Annotated in this window: 16 protein-coding genes and 1 riboswitch; all 16 genes read right to left on the bottom strand. The window is 63.4% G+C overall.

Annotated elements, in window-relative coordinates:
• Window positions 1-4 precede the first annotated feature (4 nt).
• Window positions 5-1,012, bottom strand: a complete 1,008-nt coding sequence (locus EO094_RS17925; RefSeq protein WP_128294210.1) for an ABC transporter substrate-binding protein — start codon at window positions 1,010-1,012, stop codon at window positions 5-7.
• A gap of 130 nt (window positions 1,013-1,142) precedes the next feature.
• A riboswitch (cobalamin riboswitch) is annotated at window positions 1,143-1,375 on the bottom strand.
• 164 nt (window positions 1,376-1,539) lie between these two features.
• Window positions 1,540-3,057, bottom strand: a complete 1,518-nt coding sequence (locus tag EO094_RS17930; RefSeq protein ID WP_128294211.1) for a class I adenylate-forming enzyme family protein — start codon at window positions 3,055-3,057, stop codon at window positions 1,540-1,542.
• A gap of 3 nt (window positions 3,058-3,060) precedes the next feature.
• A complete protein-coding gene (locus EO094_RS17935) occupies window positions 3,061-4,221 on the bottom strand; it encodes a thiolase domain-containing protein (protein WP_128294347.1) in 1,161 nt (386 codons plus the stop codon).
• 46 nt (window positions 4,222-4,267) lie between these two features.
• Complete coding sequence (locus EO094_RS17940; protein ID WP_128294212.1) at window positions 4,268-5,020, bottom strand: HpcH/HpaI aldolase family protein; 753 nt, start codon at window positions 5,018-5,020, stop codon at window positions 4,268-4,270.
• 8 nt (window positions 5,021-5,028) lie between these two features.
• The gene (locus EO094_RS17945; protein WP_128294213.1) at window positions 5,029-6,573 is read right to left on the bottom strand and encodes a hydantoinase B/oxoprolinase family protein; all 1,545 of its coding nucleotides are present in this window, start codon (window positions 6,571-6,573) and stop codon (window positions 5,029-5,031) included.
• Window positions 6,573-8,651 carry a hydantoinase/oxoprolinase family protein gene (locus tag EO094_RS17950; RefSeq protein ID WP_128294214.1) on the bottom strand — a complete coding sequence of 693 codons (2,079 nt, stop codon included), beginning with the start codon at window positions 8,649-8,651 and terminating at the stop codon, window positions 6,573-6,575. The genes EO094_RS17945 and EO094_RS17950 overlap by 1 nt, the downstream gene beginning before the upstream one ends.
• On the bottom strand, window positions 8,648-9,430 hold the full coding sequence (locus tag EO094_RS17955; RefSeq protein WP_128294215.1) for an IclR family transcriptional regulator: 783 nt from the start codon (window positions 9,428-9,430) through the stop codon (window positions 8,648-8,650). The genes EO094_RS17950 and EO094_RS17955 overlap by 4 nt, the downstream gene beginning before the upstream one ends.
• A 3-nt stretch (window positions 9,431-9,433) precedes the next feature.
• Entirely contained in the window at window positions 9,434-10,711 is a 1,278-nt protein-coding gene (locus EO094_RS17960) for a TRAP transporter large permease (RefSeq protein ID WP_128294216.1), read from the bottom strand.
• Complete coding sequence (locus EO094_RS17965; protein ID WP_128294217.1) at window positions 10,708-11,277, bottom strand: TRAP transporter small permease; 570 nt, start codon at window positions 11,275-11,277, stop codon at window positions 10,708-10,710. Before EO094_RS17965 ends, EO094_RS17960 begins: the two co-directional genes overlap by 4 nt.
• Before the next feature lie 97 nt (window positions 11,278-11,374).
• Entirely contained in the window at window positions 11,375-11,752 is a 378-nt protein-coding gene (locus EO094_RS17970) for a cupin domain-containing protein (RefSeq protein ID WP_128294218.1), read from the bottom strand.
• A 1-nt stretch (window position 11,753) separates the two neighbouring features.
• Window positions 11,754-12,734, bottom strand: a complete 981-nt coding sequence (locus EO094_RS17975) for a TRAP transporter substrate-binding protein (RefSeq protein WP_164879720.1) — start codon at window positions 12,732-12,734, stop codon at window positions 11,754-11,756.
• A gap of 495 nt (window positions 12,735-13,229) precedes the next feature.
• Window positions 13,230-14,654, bottom strand: a complete 1,425-nt coding sequence (locus EO094_RS17980) for a gamma-aminobutyraldehyde dehydrogenase (protein ID WP_205649972.1) — start codon at window positions 14,652-14,654, stop codon at window positions 13,230-13,232.
• Window positions 14,655-14,700: 46 nt separating this feature from the next.
• Window positions 14,701-15,528, bottom strand: coding sequence for an ABC transporter permease subunit (locus EO094_RS17985; RefSeq protein WP_128294221.1), 828 nt, complete (start codon window positions 15,526-15,528; stop codon window positions 14,701-14,703).
• The gene (locus EO094_RS17990; protein ID WP_128294222.1) at window positions 15,518-16,498 is read right to left on the bottom strand and encodes an ABC transporter permease; all 981 of its coding nucleotides are present in this window, start codon (window positions 16,496-16,498) and stop codon (window positions 15,518-15,520) included. The genes EO094_RS17985 and EO094_RS17990 overlap by 11 nt, the downstream gene beginning before the upstream one ends.
• The gene (locus EO094_RS17995; protein ID WP_128294223.1) at window positions 16,495-17,496 is read right to left on the bottom strand and encodes an ABC transporter ATP-binding protein; all 1,002 of its coding nucleotides are present in this window, start codon (window positions 17,494-17,496) and stop codon (window positions 16,495-16,497) included. The genes EO094_RS17990 and EO094_RS17995 overlap by 4 nt, the downstream gene beginning before the upstream one ends.
• A gap of 82 nt (window positions 17,497-17,578) precedes the next feature.
• On the bottom strand, window positions 17,579-18,727 hold the full coding sequence (locus EO094_RS18000; RefSeq protein WP_246008611.1) for an ABC transporter substrate-binding protein: 1,149 nt from the start codon (window positions 18,725-18,727) through the stop codon (window positions 17,579-17,581).
• Window positions 18,728-18,902: the final 175 nt, after the last annotated feature.

The raw sequence follows: 18,902 nt of genomic DNA on the forward strand, positions 1-18,902 counted from the left end.
TCTGCTATTTCAGCTTGGGAAGTTCATCGGCGAGCATCTCGAGTGCCGAGATGTTGCGGATGGAGGGATCCATGGAATGGGCATCCATGACAAGAATCCGCCCCGCCTTGACGGCGTCCATTTCCTTGGCGACCGGATCCGTCTTGAGGAATTCGAGCTTCTTTTCGACGTCGTCGGCAGGAAAGCGGCGGCGGGTCATCTCGGCGACGACGATGATGTCGGGATTGGCCTTGGCGATCGTCTCCCAGCCAACGGTCGGCCATTCCTCGTCGCTTTGCACGACGTTGCGAACGCCGAGCTTTTCCATCATCCAGCCCGGAACGCCCTTGCGCCCGGCGACATAGGGATCGACGTCCATTTCGGCAGACGAAAACCAGAAGACCGCGGAAACGTCGTCCGCCTTCGCCTCTTTCGCTTTCTCCACGGCAACGGCTTCGCGCTCCGCAAGATCGCTGATGAGTGCCTCGCCCTCCGCCGTGACGTCGTGGATCTCCGCAAGTTCGCGGATCGCACGATAGAGGGCGTCGGTGCTGTACATCTCGAGCCTGGTGCCATCGACGCCAGCGGAATTGTCTTTCACGCAATCGGTCGGAAGGATGTAGGTCGGGATGCCGACGTCATGGAACTGCTCGCGGGTCCCGACAATTCCCTGCGGCCCGATATGCCACTCATAGGAAACCGCAACGAGGTCCGGCTTCTTGGCAACGACGCTTTCGAAACTTGGGTCGTTGTCCGCGAGCCGATCGATGCCGCTGTTGAGTTCGGCAAACTCCGGCAGCACATCGCTGAACCAGACTGAGGTCCCGACGACCTTGTCGCCAAGGCCGAGCGAGTAGAGAATCTCAGTCGCAGACTGGCCGACCGAGACATCGCGCTCAGGCGCAGCCTCGAACGTGATGGTTTGTCCACAATTGTCGATGCTCAGCGGGTAGCTGGTTTCGTTCGCATGCGCGGCGTCGATGAGCGAAAGACTGGCCAGTGCTGCAAGGCCGATCGCGGCGTTTCGGTGCATTGTGTCTGCTATCCTGGTTCCGAGAGAGAACCGCGGGGGCAGGCGGAATGGATTGCCCGAAAAGAGACTCGCGCATTGTCGTCGACGACAAGATTGTCATCTCGATCCTTCCCCCGACATCCCCGCCGGGTCTGGTTGCATGATGACGGCAGGTCTCTTGACTTGCGGGTCTCTGCTTCCCCGAGCCTTCCCAGGCGTTAGACGGTCTCCGTCGCACGCCCAGTGGCATCGTTCGGGGTCGCTCTCCGCTCACAATTGCGGGGGCAGTCACGGATTTGGCGCCTACTGGCTACACCGCACCGTATTCCCTTTTCACCCAGCGAAGTCTTCGTTTCGCTGGAAACCATCGACAGAGATAAAGGCTGGATGGTGTCGGAGTGTCAAGCCGGGTGCACGCCACATTCCGTCCCGGTTGCGCAGGCTCAAACAAGCCGGCGCGCCACGCCCGCGATCGCTCAGACACGCATCCTTCGGACTTCGGTCAGGTGGAGCCAAACGCCCCGCGTTCGCGGCCCCGCCCGATTCGCTTATGCTTGGCTGAGCAACCTGCGAAGTTCGATTTTGAGCACCTTGCCGTAATTGTTCTTCGGAAGCTCATCCAGAAAGACATAGTCCTTCGGGCGCTTGAAGCGGGCGATTTCCTCGCGGCAGAGCGCATCGAGTTCTTCGACATTCGGCGTGTTCTCCGGCGCGACGACGAAGGCGACGACGTCCTCACCCCATTCGGGGCTCGGCCGGCCGACGACAGACACTTCCTGAACGGCGGGATGCCGCAAGAGCACCTCTTCGACCTCGCGCGGATAGATGTTGGTGCCGCCGGAGATGATGACGTCTTTGGAGCGATCCATCAGCGTCAGGAAACCGTCCTCATCCATCACACCGACATCGCCAGTCCAGAGCCAGCCGTCGCGCAGAGTTTCCGCACTCGCCTTCTCGTTTTGCCAGTAGCCGGCCATGACGCTCGGACCGCGAACCAAAATCTCACCGCTCTCGCCAGGGGCGAGCGTATGACCATCGCCGTCCGCCACCCGCACATCGACGCAGGATTGCGCGGTGCCGACGGAGCCGAGGCGTTCGTTCCAGCGCGGATGGCTCCTGTCGGCCACGAGATCGCGAGAGAGGGCCGTGATCGTCATCGGGCTTTCGCCCTGACCGTAGATCTGCACGAAGCGCGGTCCGAAAAGGGAAACCGCCTCTTCGATATCGGCGACGTACATCGGCCCGCCACCATAGACGATGGTCCGGATCCCCTCGCCGTCATAGCCGGTCGTCTTCGCGTGCTGGACGAGACGGCGGACCATGGTCGGCGCGGCGAACAAGGACAGACTGCCGACCGAACCGGCTAGCGAAACGATTTCCGTCGCATCAAATCCACCTGATTTTGGAACGACATGGCGGGCACCGCGGAGAACGTACATGAAGTTGTAGAGCCCCGCCCCATGCGACATCGGCGCGGCATAGAGCGCGGCATCCTCGGTGTGCACCTCGTCGACATCGACAAAATAGGCAAAGCTCATCGCCTGCAGATTGGCGACCGAGAGCATGACGCCTTTCGGATTGCCGGTCGTGCCGGAGGTGTAGAAAAGCCAGGCGAGCGCATCCGACGACATCGCATGTGGCGCGGCAAGCGGTTCGGCGGCAAGGAGCTCCTGGTACGCCGCGCCAGGCGCCGTGACCAGACGCACGCCCTCATCGAGCCGCTGCGCCAGCACCTCGTCTCCCTCAGAAATGAAGACGAGACCCGCTCCTGAATCCTTGACGATGTAGGCCGCCTCGCGCGGATGGAGCTTGTGGTTGATCGGCACGGCGGCCGCGCCGGCCCACCATACCCCATACATGATCTCCAGATACTCGGTCGAATTGGCCATGAAGATCGCGACCCGGTCTCCCGGTGAAACGCCATGCACCTCTTTGAGCGCGCGCCCGAGCCGTGCGGCCCGTTCGGCAAACTCTCCGTAGGTCGCCACAAGTTCATCACCACGCAAAAGCGCCGGTGCTTCGGGCATGCGCCGCGCCGTGCGAAGAAGCCAGTCCGCGAGGTTCATGGGTCAGACCTCCAAAGGCTCGAGGATCGAAACGTAACTGGCAACGGCGCCTCCACCCATGTTGAAGCAGAGGCCGAGTTTCGGATCGGCGAGCTGCATGTCCGCCGCTTCCCCAGTGAGCTGACGGGCGGCCATGACGTGCATGGAAACGCCCGTCGCGCCAACGGGATGGCCCTTGGCCTTCAGGCCGCCCGAACGGTTGATCGGCAGCCTGCCGTCCTTGTGCGTGACGCCGTCCGTAACGAGGGCACCCGCCTCGCCGGGGCGCGCCAGCCCCATCGCCTCCATCGTCATCAGCTCGGCTATGGTGAAGCAGTCATGCACCTCCGCGAAGGAGATGTCGTCGACGGAGACTGCGGCGGCCGCATAAGCCTGCCGAAACGCTTCGGCCGGCCCTTCGAGCCGCGTCAGATCCTTGGCTGAAAGCGGTAGATAGTCGTTCACCTGCACGCGGGCGCGGAAGCTGACGGCCTTCTTGAACTCGCCGGCGCGGTCGGCACGGCAGACGACGATCGCCGCCGCGCCGTCGGAGACGAGCGAGCAATCCGTCTTCTTCAGCGGCTCCGCGATCATCGGGTTCTTTTCGGAAACCTCGCTGCAAAAGGCGAAGTCGAGCGGCTTCCTGAGCTGAGCCAGCGGATTGTCGACAGCGTTTGCATGGTTCTTCACCGCAATCCGCGCCATTGCCTCGCTCGGGTCGCCGAAACGCTCGCGATAGGCACGGGCGAAGCGGGCGAAAATCTCCGGGAAGGAGACGCCCGCCTCCTCCTTCTGGTAGCTCGCCGCGCCGAGGGAGGCGGTCACTTGTGCACCCGGCAGATGGGTCATCTTCTCCGCCCCGGCGACGAGAGCGACATCGATCCGCCCGGCCTCGATCGCGTCGATTGCCGCATAAATCGCGGCCGAGCCCGAGGCGCAGGCATTTTCGAGCCGCGTCGCGGGCTTGAAGCGCATGCCCTCGCCCGCCCCGAGCACCATGGAGGATGCAAACCCGTCCGCCACCATGCCGGCGTTGAAATGGCCGAGAAAGGTCGCGTCGACGTCCTCGCCGCCGATGCCCGCATCAGCGAGTGCCTCCGAGACCGCAGCCCGGACGAGCCCTTCGAAGGACAGCTCGGATTTTCCGAAAGCCGTGTGGCCCCAGCCGACGATCGCAACATTCATTGTCATGCCCTCATTCGAGACGTCTGTTCGGCAAAGATGCCAGCTCTCAATCGATCGCGAGCGCCGCGGCGGCACCGGCCCTCAGAAACCCCTGGTCGGTCTTGACAAGGAAGAAGCTCGCACCCGCTCCCTCCCAGTCCGGGATCTCTTTGGCGCGGCCGACAAACATGCCCGTGCGCGCCCCATCCCCGATGGCAACCGCAACGATCTTCCGACAGAGCGCGCGAAGCTCATCCGATCCCGCCTCCAGACCAGAGGCAATGCCGAGATCGACCGGGCCGACGAAGAGACCGTCGACGCCTGGAACGGCAGCAATCTCGGCGGCTGCAGCAGCGCCGTCCGGATCCTCGATCTGGCAGATGAGCACGCTCTCCCTGGCCGAAAGCTCAAAATGTTCGGCGACGCTGCGCTGCCCATAGCCGGCCGCTGGCGTCGACGGCGAGAAGCCGCGTCCGTCCTGCCCGAAACGCATCGCGGCCGCGATCGCCGTCGCCTCCTCCGGCGAGTGCACATGCGGCGCCATCACGCCGGCAGCGCCGCAATCGAGCACGGTCATCGTCCATTCGAGGCTCGCGACCGGCACGCGCACGACCACCGGAATGCGGGCGGCCCGCGCCGCCAGCAGACAGAGGTCGATCGCCTCGCGCCCGAGCGCGGCGTGTTCGGCATCGAGCACCAGGAAGTCGAGCCCGACCGAGCCGAGAATCTCGATCACCGCCGGGCTCGGCGTCTTGACGAAAGTGCCGACGAGCCGCTCGCCGTCCTTCAGACGGGTGGCGAAGTCCGCATTGACCTTCATCACGGCGCTCAGGCTCCGAAGCCGCCGCCACCGGGCGTCACCATGAAGACCTCGTCGTCCGGCTGCATCTCCATCTTGCGCGTGTCGAGAACCGATTTGCCGTTGATCTCGAAGCGGCCGGGCGAACCGTCGCTGCCGCCCTTCAGGCCTTCCGGCGCAGACTTCAGTCGGCTCGGAATGGTGTTGAGGAGCCACGGCGTCTTGGTGCGCATGCGATAGCCGATGCGCTGGCCGTCGCCACCCGGCTGGGCGCCCTTGCCGCCCGTGCCACGTTCCAGTTCCTTGCAGGTGAAGGCGATCGGATAGGAGGCTTCCAACACCTCGACCGGCACCGCCGCGACGCCCGTCGGATAGCAAATGGCCGAGAGACCAGGCTTCGTCGCACGCGCGCCCATGCCGCCAGAGTAATTGAACATGGAGCTGATGAAGGGCCGCCCGTTCGCATCGCGGCCCTGGATCTGCACGGTCCAGACGGCGCCGGAGCCTTCCGCCACCACCCGGTCGGGAGCGACTTCGGAGAGCGCCTTCAAGATCGGGAACGGCACATACATGCCGACGACGTGGCGGGCATTCACCGGCGAGGGATAGCGCGCATTGACGATGCATTCCTCCGGCAGCGCGAGCTTGATCGGCGCCAGGCTGCCGGCGTTGTTCGGCAGGTCCGGATTGAGCGTGGAGCGCACCGCGAAGGTCGCGTAGGCATGCGTATAGGCCGGCACGACGTTGATGCCCGATGATGCGGGCCTCGAAGAGCCGGCAAAATCGATGGTGATCTCGCCCGCCTCGGCGTCGACCGTGACGGCGGTCTTCAGCTCGACCGTCTGCCCCCCCGGCACGTCGAAACTCGAAGCGCCGTGATAGGTGCCGCCCGGAAGCTTGCGGATCGCCTCGCGCATCGCCGTCTCAGAACGGGAGATGATTTCTTCCGAGAGGTCGGAGATGTCGTCGAGGCCGTAGCGGTCGCAGAGCGCGTTGAGGCGTTCAGACGCGATCATGCCGCTCGAAACCTGCGCCCCGAGATCGCCGAGAAGCGCATCTGGCGTGCGGACGTTGCGCTTGATCATCTGGAAGAGCGTCTCGTTCGGCTTGCCGGCCTCGTAGAGCTTCATGACTGGGATCCACAGCCCCTCCTCGTGGATGTCGCGCGCGCCGGAGCCGATGCCGTAGCCGCCGATATCCGTGTGGTGGATGGTGGAGCCGGCATAGGCGATGATCCGGTCGCCGCGGAAGATCGGCGACAGCACGGTAATGTCGAAGAAGTGGCCGGCCGACATCCACGGATCGTTGGTGATGAGGACGTCGCCCGGCTTGAGGCTGTCGACGTCGATCTCGCTCAGAAGATTGCGGGCCGCCGCCGCGAGCGAATTGATGTGGCCCGGCGTTCCGGTCACCGCCTGGGCGACCATGCGTGCCTTCTCGTCGAAGAGGCCATTGGCGAGATCGCCCGCCTCGCGCACGATCGGGCTGAAGGCGATGCGCTGGAGCGCGCGCGCCTGCTCGGAAACGATCCCGATGAGATTGCTCCAGAGGATTTGCAGTTCGACGCCGTCCATCAGTCGCTGTCCTTCTTCTTCTCGGCAACCAGGCTGCCGGTCTCGTGCACGCCGAGGGTCCAGCCCTCGAGGATGAAGATCGTGGTTTCCCGTTCTTCGATGATCGCGGGGCCGACGACTTCGTCTTCCCGAGTGAGCTGTCGGCGCTGATAGATCGGCACATCGCGAGGCTCGCCATGGAGCCAGACGGTACGGGTCGGAACGGCCTCGGCGTATGAGCCGGTGCCGGCGGTCGCGGTCTTGCGTTCCGGCTTCAGGCCGCTGCCGGTCACGCGCCAGTTGACGACCTCAATGGCGATGTCGTCGAGCTTGAGGCCATACTGGGCCTCGTATTCCGTCTCGAAGAGATCGCGGATGGCGGCGGTATCCCGCGCGGCGCGCGGATCGCCCGGCAGATCGATCCTGAGCTCGGACTGCTGGCCGAGGTAACGCATGTCGACGGAAAAGGTGAAGTTGAGGTCTTCCTCGCGGATGCCGGCCTCTTTCAGAGCTTCGCGGCTCTCATCGACCATCGCCTGAAGCGTCGCGTCGACCGCCTCCCAGTCGAGCGCGTCGAGGAGAGAGACGAGGCTTTTCACGAGATCGATTTGCGCCGGCGTGACGAGCGTGCCGAAAGCGGAAAGCACGCTCGCAAGGGGCGGGTAGATGATCTTCTCGCCGTCGACGAGTTCGGCGACCATACAGGCATGGACCGGACCGGCGCCGCCGAAAGCGAGAAGCGGCAGGCCGCGATAATCGATGCCACGATCGGTGGCGTGCGTGCGGGTCGCCGCCGCCATCTGCTCACAGACGACTTCGAAAACGCCCCAGGCAGCTTTCTCGGCGGAGAGGCCGAGCTTCTCGCCGAGCGCGCCAAGCGCCTTGCGGGCGCCGGCAGCATCGAGCTTCATGTCGCCCCCAAGGAAGCGATCCGGATCGATGATGCCGAGGACGACGTCGGCGTCGGTGACGCAAGGGTTCTCGCCGCCACGACCATATGAGACCGGGCCCGGGATGGAGCCGGCGCTCTCCGGGCCGGTCTTGAGGAGCCCCAGCGCATCGATGGAGGCGATCGAGCCACCGCCGGCGCCGATCTCGATCATGTCGATCGACGGCACCGTGATCGGCATGCCGGAGCCTGGCTTGAAGCGGTAGCGCCGATCGACCTCGAAGGTGCCGGTGACGAGCGGCTCGTGGCCCTGGATGAGGCAGGCCTTCGCAGTCGTGCCGCCCATGTCGAAGGAGATGAGGTCCGGAATGCCGAAGAGACGCGAGAAGTAGCAGGCGACGAGCGCGCCGGCAGCCGGGCCGGACTCGATCATCCGTACGGGGAAGCGCCCTGCCCGCTCGGCCCCGATGACACCCCCGTTCGACAGCATGATCAGCGGCTGCTGGGAGAAGCCGCGCGTGTCGAGCTCCTCGATGAGCGCGGTCAGATAAGGACGCGTGATCGGCACCGTGTAGGCATTGATGGCAACTGTCGAGGCGCGCAGATATTCGCGCATCTGCGGGGCGATCTCGCTGGACACCGAGACGTAGATCTCCGGCGCCTCTGCGGCAAAAATCTTTCGCACCGCTTCTTCGTTCTCGCCATTGCGGTAGGCATTGAGGAGGCAGACGGCGACGGAAACGATGCCCGCCTTGCGGCATTCGGCGATGGTCTTGCGAACCTCATCCGCATCGACCGCCTTCTCCACCGTGCCGTCGGCGAAGACACGCTCGTTGAGCGTGAAGGTCCGCTCCGACGGGATCAGCGGCTCGGCGAACTCGATCTGCGGATCGTACATGTCATAGCGGTGCTCTTCGCGGATATAGAGGATGTCGCGAAAGCCCTCGGTGAGAACGAGACCGACTGGCGGCCCCTTGCGCTCGATCAGCGCGTTGGTGACGACGGTCGTCGCATGCACCACGACATCGTCGATGTCCTTCGGGCCGACACCGGCGCGGCCACAAACGAGGTCCACGCCTCGAAAGAACCCTTCCAGAAGATCTCCATGCGTTGTCAGCGTCTTATCGACGAAGCTTCGTCCGTCGGAGGCAAGCAGGACCGCATCGGTGAACGTGCCGCCGATGTCGATCGCCAGCGAAAATCGCGTCATCCAAAATACTCCGTGCAACCGAGATTGATGGAGATCGAGCGGGCGGCTTCGCGCACGGCGTCGATCTGTGAAGGGTCGGGATCCGGCAGGATCGTTTGAACCGAACCGACGATGTTGAGCGAGCCGATCATGGCGTTGGAGACGTCGCAGATCGGCGCCGACACGGCGTTGACGCCCGGCAGGGATTCACCGGGTGCTGCTGCCCAGCCGCGCCGGCGGACCTCGGCGACCTCCGCCTCGAGGCGCTTGATGTCGGTGTTGGTTTCTTCCGTCAGGCGGACAAGCGGACGCGCGCGCACCTGCGCCCAAAGTTCCGGCTTGCCGAAGGCGAGCGCGAGCTTGCCTTGAGCAGACGCGTGAAAATCCATGAGCGCACCCGGCTTCGTCACGATCTGCACCGGCGTCTCCACGCGCACGATGTCGATGACGCGCATGCCGTCGTCTTCGAGCAGCGAAAGCGTCGTCGTCAGATGCAAGGAATCGCGCAAGCGGATCATCACCGGTCGCGCCACGGTCAGGAGCTGCGTGCCATCGGCGATCGCCTGACCGAGATGGAAGAGCTTCAGCGTCAGCCGGTATCTCTCCGTCTCCGGGTCCTGGTCGACATAGCCGATGCTCATCAGCGTCTGCAGGAAGCGATAGATGCGCGGCTTCGGCATTCCGAGCCGGCGGGCGAGATCGGTGAGGCGAATGCCCTCGCCTAGCGGCGCCATCTCCTCGATGATGCGAAAGGCGACCTGGGTCGACTGGTTTGAGGTCTTGTCGAGCTGTTCGCCCATTTCTCAGTCTCCGAACATGGCGGGCAGCATCAGCGAGAGCTGCGGCACGGTGGCGATAAGGGCGAGCACGAAGACGCAGATGCCGATCATGGGAAGGGCCGCACGGCTCACCCTGTCGAGCGGCTCCCGTCCGATAACGCTGACGATGAAGAGGCAGAGCCCGACCGGCGGCGTGATCATGCCGATCATCAGGTTGAAGACGATCATGACGCCGAATTGCACCGGATCGAGCCCGAGCATCGGGGTGATCTGGTTGAGGATCGGCATGGCGAGAACGAGCGCGGCCAGCGGCTCCAGAAAGAAGCCCAGAACGAGCAGGACGACGTTCAAAAGGATGATGAGAAGTGCCGGCGATTCTGTCAGAGATAACATTGCCTGTGCAATGGCTTGCGGGATATTCTCGATACCGAGGATAAAGGAGGTCATCGAGGCCATGGCGACGACGAGCATGACGCCGGCCGACATCGTCGCCGTCTCATAAAAGCATTCCGCAACACGTCGCGGCGACAGCGTCCGATAAAAGACCATGCCGACGATAAGCGCGTAGACGGCGGCGACGGCGGCCGTCTCGGTCGGGGTAAAGACACCGCTCCTGATGCCGCCGACGATGATGACCGGCAAAAAGAGCGCCGGCAGGGCCCGAGCGATGATGCCGCGGCGTTCATCGGCCGGTACCGGCGTCGGCAGAGGATGTCCCTCGCGTTGCGCCTTGATGAGCGCGTAGCCGACGAGAAGAGCGCAGAGCAGAAAGGCGGGCACGATACCGGCCAGGAAGAGGTCGGCGATCGAGGTTCCGGTCAGAACGCCGTAAAGAATGAGCGACAGCGAGGGCGGCACGAGCGGCCCGAGAAGCGAGCCCGTCGCCGTCAGTGCGGCGGCATAGGCCGGGGGATAGCCATCACGGCGCATAGCCGGGATCATGACGGAGCCGAGCGCGGCCGCCTCGGCCGTCGCCGCGCCCGAAACGCCTGAGAACATCATCGAGGCGACCACATTCACGGCCGCCAGCCCTCCCCGCACCCGACCGACGAGAATCTGAGAGAAGCGGACGATCTCCTGCGTCAAGTTCGCGGCGTTCATCAGATTGCCCGCCAGAATGAAGAACGGGATCGTCAACAGAACGAAATTGTCGATGCCGGCGAGCATCTTCTGCGGGAAGGCCATGAGCAGCATGACATTGCCGGTCAGCACCAGATAGGCGAGCGACGCGAGCCCCAGAGAGAAGGCGATCGGTACGCCGATGATGAGAAAGAAAAAGAAGGCCGCGAGATAGAGGGTCATTCGGCGACCCCTTCGGGACCGATCGGACGGAGATCGCCGACGCTGCCGCCGCTCGCTATCAGGCGGACGTAGTGCACGATGTCGACGAGGAGGCGCACGGCCATGAAGGCCATGCCGAGTGGCAGAGAAAAATAGACCCAGAAGACCGTCGGGACGTAGCTCTGCGGCCAGCCGAACGTGTCCTCGAACAGGAAACGCAATGCCGGGATCGGCTGCGAGCCGACCATCTCCGCATAGCGCCAGCCGTAATAGACGAGCGCCAGGCACAGGATGGCGGCGGCAAGGTTGCAGAAGATGGCGAGCCCCAGGCCAATCCGCCTCGGCAGAGCATCCCGCAGCAGCGTCATGGCTGCGATCTCGCCCTTCTCATAGGAGAAGATGCCGGCAATCAGCGACACCCAGATCAGGAGATAGCGACAGACCTCCTCCGCCCAGATCAGCGAGGCGCTGAAGCTGTAACGCATGACGATCTGCAGCGTCATCACGGCGAGGAGAACGCCGATCAGAAGGACGAGCAGCGCCTTCATCACCGTCTGGAAAAGCCTGTGGAACGTGCTGATAGCCATGGTTTCTTGAACCGCTTGCTGACGCTTCGAGGGTGAGCTTCCCTGTTCGCCCGGCGGGTACCGGACGGCCGTCGTCAAAATCGAGAGGGCTTCTGCCTCAGTCGGCGGGGTCGAAATCGCCTTCCTGATAGGCCGTCAGATGCCGGTAATCGTCGCGAACGGGCGCGAAGACATCGAGGTTGACCGCCACTTCCTCGCCCACCGGCTCACCGCAATGGAGGACGTCCGGCGGAATGCGGACGACCTGCCCCGCACCGACTTCCACCACGTCATCGCCAATGGTGAAGCGCACACGCCCGGAAAGAATGTAGGCGAGCTGCTCGAAGGGATGCGAATGGGGCTTCACCTCCATTCCTGGCTCCAGCCAGTTCATCACCATCAAGGCGTTGTCGCCTCGAAAGGCTGTGCGGGTGACGCCCTTGCGCACGTCCTCGCGCGGCAGTTCCGTCCAGGTATAAACGTTCGCCTTCGTCATCTCAGCGCTCCGCCTCGACTGCGTCATAGAATTTCTGGATAAGCGGATCCTTGCCGAGCCATTCCTCGACGACGGGTTTCGTCTTCGCCCGCATCGCGTCGAGATCCTCGAGCTTTCCGATCGTCACGCCGTTCTCTTTGAGCAACGCCGTCGTCTCGTCTTCCTGCTCGGCCGCACGCGTGTAAGCGGCTTCCGTCGCCTCGTGACCGGCCTCGATCATGGCCTCTTTGACGTCATCAGGTAGGCGCGACCAGGTGATGTTCGAGACCATGATGACGCCCGGCCAAAAGTAATGTCCGGTGAGCGTGACGTGCTTCGCCGCCTCGTAGAGGCTCTCGGTGCGAACGGAGGAAAGGTTGATCTCGACGGCGTCGATCGTGCCGGTCTCCAGAGCTGAGTACACCTCGCCATACGCCATACCGACCGTGTTGACGCCGATCGCCTCCCATGTCGCCTTGTGCAACGGAATCGGGACGATGCGCGTCTTCTGGCCGGCGAAATCGGCAAGCGTCGCGACCTGTTTCTCGCGAGACAGGAAATGACGCTGACCGGCCTCGATGTAGCCGAGGCCTTTGATCTGCTTCGCCTCGAGAGAATCGAGAAGCTCCTGCCCCACCGGCGATTCCAGGACCGAGGCAAGCTCCTCATAGGACGAGACGACGAAAGGCAGCTGAAGCGCATCGAACGCGGTCGCGCCGATCACGAGCGGCAGCGTCGGGGAGGAAACGAGCGCGCCGTCGATCGTGCCGATCTGCAGACCTTCCAGAAGCTGCTTGTCGTCACCGAGTTGACGGTCGCCATAAACCTCGACCTTGACGCGCCCTTCGGTCTTTTCCGCAACCCGCGCGGCAAAGTCTTCCAGCCCCGTCTGAAACAGGTGCTTGGACGATGCTGCGTGGCCGAACTTCAGCGTGAATTCCTGCGCATGCGCCGTGCTGAGCATCAGCAGGCACGCACCCGCCAGCGCGATCATTCGTCTCATCCGCGTCCCTCTGAGTTGTTTTATTATTCGAAACTCGATATTGAAATATGAAACGATGTCGAGAAAACTGTCAAGAGGTCGCAGGCCACCCGTCGCAGGGCTTTGTCTACGAAGGTCTGGACGCGAAGGAGTTTGGGCCCCGAGAAACGGTGTCCGTGCCGGATTGCCGGCATGCGATGAGTGCAGACGGACGGCTACAGGGCCGGCTCGACAACACGATCCGGCCAGGCCACACCACGACAAGCCGCTGGACACCATCGGCGCCTCGGCTTTGCAGATCCGACTGAGGATTCCTGGCAGCGCTCGCACGGCGGATGCCGATCCGCCCGAGCAATTGGACCCTTGTACGCGTTTGGAGCGCGCCGTCCGGCTCACCATCGAGCAGAAGACGCTCCCCGAAAGAGAGGGGAAATCAAAGGCGCGGAGGCCGATTCGTCCTCCCGCGAGGACAGACGCCGCGCGAAGCGACACCTGCCCTACCGGTCGCCGAGATGCCTACCACTTCGCCATGACGTGGCGCACGACGGTGTAATCCTCGAGCGCATAAAGGCTCATATCCTTGCCGTAACCGGAGCTCTTCATGCCGCCATGGGGCATTTCATTGCACAGCATGAAATGCGTGTTGATCCAGGTGCAGCCGTATTGCAGCTGCGCGGCCGCGGCCATGGCGCGGCCGACATCCTTCGTCCAGACGGATGATGCGAGACCATATTCGCTGTCGTTGGCCCAGGCGACCGCCTCGTCGACCTCGGAAAAGCGCGTCACGGAAACGACGGGACCAAAGACCTCGCGCTGCACGATCTCGTCCTTCTGCAAGGCGCCGGCGATCACCGTCGGCCTGTAGAAGAACCCTGGCCCTTCGGCCGCGCTGCCGCCCGTGACCGCCTCCATGTGCCCATGCGACAACGCCCTTTCGACGAAGCTCGCGACACGTGAGCGCTGCCTTTCGGAGATCAGTGGGCCGATCTCGACGCCCTCTTCCTCCGGAGCACCGAATTTGAGCGTCGAAACCGCATCGGCGAGATCGGCCACGAGCCGGTCATGGATCTTCGGACCGGCATAGACGCGGCAGGCCGCCGTGCAATCCTGGCCGGCGTTGAAATAGCCGAAGGTTCGTATGCCTTCGATCACCGCTTCGAGATCGGCATCGTCGAAGACGATGACCGGCGCCTTGCCGCCGAGTTCCAGATGTGTGCGCTTCATGGCACGGCTTGCCGCCTGCAGCACCTTCTGCCCGGTCGCCACATCGCCCGTCAAAGACACCATCCGCACCCGCGGATGTTCGACGAGCGGTGCCCCCACCGTCTCGCCTCGTCCGGTGACGATGTTGAGGACACCTTTCGGAAAGAGATCGGCGACGAGTTCGGCGAGGAACAACGTCGTCAGGGGCGTCTGCTCCGATGGCTTCAGGACGGCGGTGTTGCCCGCGGCAAGCGCCGGGGCGAGCTTCCAGGCCGCCATCATCAAAGGATAGTTCCAGGGCGCGATCGAGCCCACGACGCCGACGGGATCGCGACGGATCATACTAGTATATCCCGGCAGGTATTCGCCGGCCGCCATACCCGGCAGGCAGCGTGCCGCACCGGCAAAAAAGCGGAAGCAATCGACGATCGCCGGCACTTCGTCAGCAAGTGCCGAAGCATAGGGCTTGCCGCAATTGAGGCTTTCAAGGCTCGCAATCGCCTCCGCCTCCTTCTCGATCCGGTTCGCCAGTTCCAAAAGGAAAGCAGAGCGCTCGGCCGGCGTCGTACGAGCCCAGGCCGGAAAAGCTTCCTCGGCGGCGGCGACCGCCGTGTCGACCTGTTCGGAGGAGGCTTCCGGGATGACACAGATCGCCTCGCCCGTGGCCGGGTTGAGGATCGTCTCATCGGCGCCCGCACCGGTAACGAACTCCCCTCCAATGAGAAGTTTCGCAGGCAGTCTCGGCGGTAACTTCATGGTCTCACTCCTCCCTTGGAATGGAAATTCACTTGCCTCCCCCTTCCGCAAAGGCGCTCGAACGTGTCGCCCAGTAAGCGGTCAGGATCGGAATGAAGGTGACGGCAATGACGAAAACGGCGACGACATTGGTGACGGGGCGCTGACGCGGACGCACCAGCTCCGACAGCATCCAAATCGGCAAAGTCGTCTGCTGGCCCGCGGTGAAGGTGGTGACGATGACCTCGTCGAAGGACAGCGCGAAGGCGAGCATGCCGCCAGCAAGAAGCGCCGTCGCGAGGTTCGGCAGAACGACATAACGGAACGTCTGAAAGCCATTGGCGCCAAGGTCCATCGACACTTCGATGAGGTTGCCTGAGGTGCGCCGCAGGCGGGCGACGGCGTTGTTGTAGACAACGACGACGCAGAAGGTCGCGTGGCCGACAACGATCGTCCAGAACGAGAAGGGTATGTCGGCGAGGCCGAAAGCGGAGCGCAAGGCGATACCCGTGACGACACCCGGCAGAGCAATCGGCAAAATGACGAGAAGGCTCACCGCCTCGCGACCGAAAAATCGAGCCCGACTGACCGCGGCCGCCGCGAGGGTCCCCAGGATGAGCGCCATCACCGTCGCGGTCAGGGCGACCTGCACGGACAGCGTCAGCGCATCCCACACATCCTGCCGCCCCCAGGCGACGGCGAACCATTTGAGCGTCAGGCCCGGCGGGGGAAACACATAGGATTTGTCCTCCGTCGTGAAGGCATAGAGGATGATGAAGGCCATCGGCACATGCAGGAACAGGACGCAAAAGACCGTTCCGAGCTTCAACAGAAAGCTCGCCCGCGGCCTTGCGCTGGCATGACGTCTAGAGCGCATTGAAAGCCCCCAGACGCTTGGCGATCATCAGATAGGCCGCCATGATGACGATGGGCACGGTGGAGAAAGCAGCCGCCAGAGGCAGGTTGCCGGCCGTTCCCTGATGCAAATAGACCGCCTGGCCGATGAAGAGCCGCGACGAGCCGACGACGCCCGGGATGATGTAGTCGCCGAGCGTCAGCGAGAAGGTGAAGATCGAGCCCGCGACGACGCCCGGAAAGGCGAGCGGCAGGATCACCTTGCGAAAGGTCATCCCCGGCCGCGCCCCGAGATCGGCGGACGCATCCGTCACCGTGCGCGGCACACGTTCCAGAGCCGCCTCGATCGGCAGGATCATGAACGGCAACCAGATGTAGAGAAACACCAGGAACATGCCGATATAGCTGACGGAGAGGCTCGGGCCGCCGATCACCGGCAACGCCAGGAGGGCATCGAGAAGCCAGCTCAGCCCAGTATGGGCCGCGATCCAGCTGATGATGCCTTCCTTGGCCAGAATGAGTTTCCAGGCATAGAGGCGGACGAGATAGCTCGACCACAGTGGCAGCATCACCGCGAGATAGAGAAGCCCCTTGATGCGAGGGCCGGCATAGCGCGCCATGTAATGCGCCAGCGGAAAACCGATGATCGCCGCACCCACCGTCACGCAGGCCGCCATCGTCACGGTGCGCATGATGATGTCGAGGTTTGCGAGGGTGAAGAGCTGCTTCCAGGTCGCCAGGGTCAGCTCGTATTTCACCATCCCGGTGAACGGGTCGATGGCGAAGAACGAGTTGAGCAGAAGAGCAAACAGCGAGCCGACATAGACGATGCCGAGCCAGAGAAGCGGCGGCAGAAGAAGCAGCAGGAGAAAGATGCCCGGCCGGCCATAAAACCAGCGCGAGACGCGACGGCCGATTCCAACAGGCGACCCGCCGGCATCGCCGGAGGGTGCCGTCAATGTGTCAGTTGGAGAGACGGACGGGTCGGTCATTTCAAGGCCTGCGTCGTGCCCTCCGCCCAGGCGAGGCGGACTGGTGTGCCGACGGCGAAGGCGGTGTCGCCGGTGAGTACATTGGGCGAGGTGACGAGAAGTGCGGCCTCTTCCACACCTTCGACGGCGATGCGGTAGCGCGTGGCGGCCCCGATGAAGTTGACCTCTCGAATGGTGGCGGCAATCCCCTCCCCGTCGCGTGACAGGACGATCTTTTCCGGTCGGATCGAGACCGGCTCAGAACTGCCAAAAAGCCGTTCGGCGAGACGCCCTTCGACGATATTGGAGGCCCCGACGAAAGAGGCGACGAAGCGGGTCAGCGGGCGGTCATAGACCTCCTGCGGCGTGCCGATCTGTTCCACGCGCCCCTTGTTGAAAACGGCGAGACGGTCCGACATCGACAACGCCTCTGTCTGGTCGTGCGTGACGAAGACGAAGGTGATGCCGACCTCGCGCTGCAGCTCCTTCAGTTCCACCTGCATCTCTTCGCGCAGTTTCTGGTCAAGCGCGCCGAGAGGCTCATCGAGAAGAAGAACACGCGGACGGTTGATGAGGGCGCGGGCGAGCGCCACACGCTGGCGCTGGCCGCCCGAAAGCTCGATCGGGCGGCGGTGCCCGTAGCCTCCGAGGCGGACGAGTTCGAGCATCTCTTCCGCCTGTTTGCGCCGCGCTTTCTTGCCGACGCCGCGCACCATCAGCCCATAGGCCACGTTGTCGGAGACGCTCATATGCGGGAACAGGGCATAGTCCTGAAACACCGTGTTGACGTCGCGCTCGAACGGCGGCAGCCGGGTGTCGTCTTTCCCATGAATGTAGACGTGGCCGGACGTCGGATACTGAAAGCCGGCGACCATCCTGAGGCAGGTCGTCTTGCCGGAGCCGGACGGCCCCAGAAGGGTGAAGAACTCTCCTTCGGCAATGTCGAAGGTCACGTCGTCGACGGCGATCACGGAGCCGAACATGTAGGTCACGTGATCGAAGCGCACCTCGGCTTGCATCTTCTATCCCTGGCGCGAAATGACGGAGGACGACTGGCGCGCCGCCTCATAGGCGGAGCGGCGCGCCGGCTATGCGGGTCGTTCAACGGCCGCCGAGAACGGCGATGTAATCGGAGACCCAGCGATAATAGGGGACGCAGCTCTCCTGGCTCTCGCACTCGGCCCTGGGCGTCCGCCAGAAATGGATCTCGTCGAACTTGCCGAAACCGTTCGTTTCGCAACCTTTGTCGCCGAGGAGCTCGTTGTCCTCGCAGGCCGCGGGAACGGACGGATTGGCGCCGAACCAGGCGGCGACGTCGCCCTGCACCTTCTTGTCGATGGAATGCTCCAGCCACTTATAGGCGCAGGTCGGATGTGCGGCTCCGGAATGCATCATCGTGGTGTCGGCCCAGCCCGTCGCCCCTTCTTTCGGAATGACGCTCTCGATCGGCTGGTTCTCCGACTTCAGGAGGTTGACCTGGAACGGCCAGGAACTGGACGCGGCCACCCCTTCATTGGTGAAATCGTCGATCTGCACGAAGGCGTCGTGCCAGTAACGGTTCACCAGCTTGCGCTGCTCGCGGAGAAGCTCGAGCGCCGCCTTGTACTGGTCTTCGTTGAGCTCATACGGGTCCTTGATGCCGAGTTCGGGTTTGGTGCTCATCAGATAGAGCGCGGCATCGGCGATATAGATCGGCCCGTCGAATGCCTGGACGCGCCCTTTGTTGGTTTTGCCGTCCGGCAGATCCTGCTCCTCGAAGACAACATTCCAGGAATCGGGCGGTGAATCCTTGAACACATCGGTGTTGTAGGCGAGCACGTTCGGGCCCCATTGATAGGGCACGCCGTAATGCTTGCCCTCGACGGTGTGCCAGGGCGCATCCTTCAGCCGATCGTCGAGGCTGTCCCAGGAGGCAATGAGTGCGGTGTTGATTTCCTGGACGCGGCCGCCGGCGATCAAACGAAGCGAGGCATCGCCCGAGGCGGTGACGAGGTCGAAGCCGCCCTCGTTCATCAGCGCCACCATTTCATCGGAGGTGCCGGCGGTCTTCAGGTTGACCTTGCAGCCCGTCTCCTTCTCGAAGGCGGTCACCCAGTCATAGGCGGCATCGCTTTCGCCACGTTCGATGTATCCCGGCCAGGCGACGATATCGACCTCGCCCTCTGCCTCACCGAGCGTTTGAAGTGGTTCGGCAAGGGCCGGACCTGCGGCCAGAACAAGTGCGGTGGTTGCTGCCACCACCCGGCGGATTCTCTTCTCGCGCATGACGTTGCTCTCCCCTCTTCGAGCCGCGCCGCAATCGGCGAGAGGAAGCTAATCGGAAATCTTTCGCAGTGAGAAATATGAAAAACTAAGCGGGCCTATGAAAAAAATCGAACGGCCTATCGATATGCTCATCGCGCTTATTTTTCAGGCAGTGCGACCG

It is taken from the genome of Afifella aestuarii, assembly GCF_004023665.1.
GTDB classification, from domain to species: Bacteria; Pseudomonadota; Alphaproteobacteria; order Rhizobiales; family Afifellaceae; genus Afifella; species Afifella aestuarii.

Coding starts and splice junctions, on each gene's coding strand:
- EO094_RS17930 (WP_128294211.1), bottom strand. CDS start 3,057: ATGAACCTCGCGGACTGGCTTCTTCGCACGGCGCGGCGCATGCCCGAA.
- EO094_RS17945 (WP_128294213.1), bottom strand. CDS start 6,573: ATGGACGGCGTCGAACTGCAAATCCTCTGGAGCAATCTCATCGGGATC.
- EO094_RS17975 (WP_164879720.1), bottom strand. CDS start 12,734: ATGAGACGAATGATCGCGCTGGCGGGTGCGTGCCTGCTGATGCTCAGC.
- EO094_RS17970 (WP_128294218.1), bottom strand. CDS start 11,752: ATGACGAAGGCGAACGTTTATACCTGGACGGAACTGCCGCGCGAGGAC.
- EO094_RS17950 (WP_128294214.1), bottom strand. CDS start 8,651: ATGACGCGATTTTCGCTGGCGATCGACATCGGCGGCACGTTCACCGAT.
- EO094_RS17960 (WP_128294216.1), bottom strand. CDS start 10,711: ATGACCCTCTATCTCGCGGCCTTCTTTTTCTTTCTCATCATCGGCGTA.
- EO094_RS17955 (WP_128294215.1), bottom strand. CDS start 9,430: ATGGGCGAACAGCTCGACAAGACCTCAAACCAGTCGACCCAGGTCGCC.
- EO094_RS17925 (WP_128294210.1), bottom strand. CDS start 1,012: ATGCACCGAAACGCCGCGATCGGCCTTGCAGCACTGGCCAGTCTTTCG.
- EO094_RS17965 (WP_128294217.1), bottom strand. CDS start 11,277: ATGGCTATCAGCACGTTCCACAGGCTTTTCCAGACGGTGATGAAGGCG.
- EO094_RS17995 (WP_128294223.1), bottom strand. CDS start 17,496: ATGCAAGCCGAGGTGCGCTTCGATCACGTGACCTACATGTTCGGCTCC.
- EO094_RS17985 (WP_128294221.1), bottom strand. CDS start 15,528: ATGCGCTCTAGACGTCATGCCAGCGCAAGGCCGCGGGCGAGCTTTCTG.
- EO094_RS17935 (WP_128294347.1), bottom strand. CDS start 4,221: ATGAATGTTGCGATCGTCGGCTGGGGCCACACGGCTTTCGGAAAATCC.
- EO094_RS17940 (WP_128294212.1), bottom strand. CDS start 5,020: ATGAAGGTCAATGCGGACTTCGCCACCCGTCTGAAGGACGGCGAGCGG.
- EO094_RS17990 (WP_128294222.1), bottom strand. CDS start 16,498: ATGACCGACCCGTCCGTCTCTCCAACTGACACATTGACGGCACCCTCC.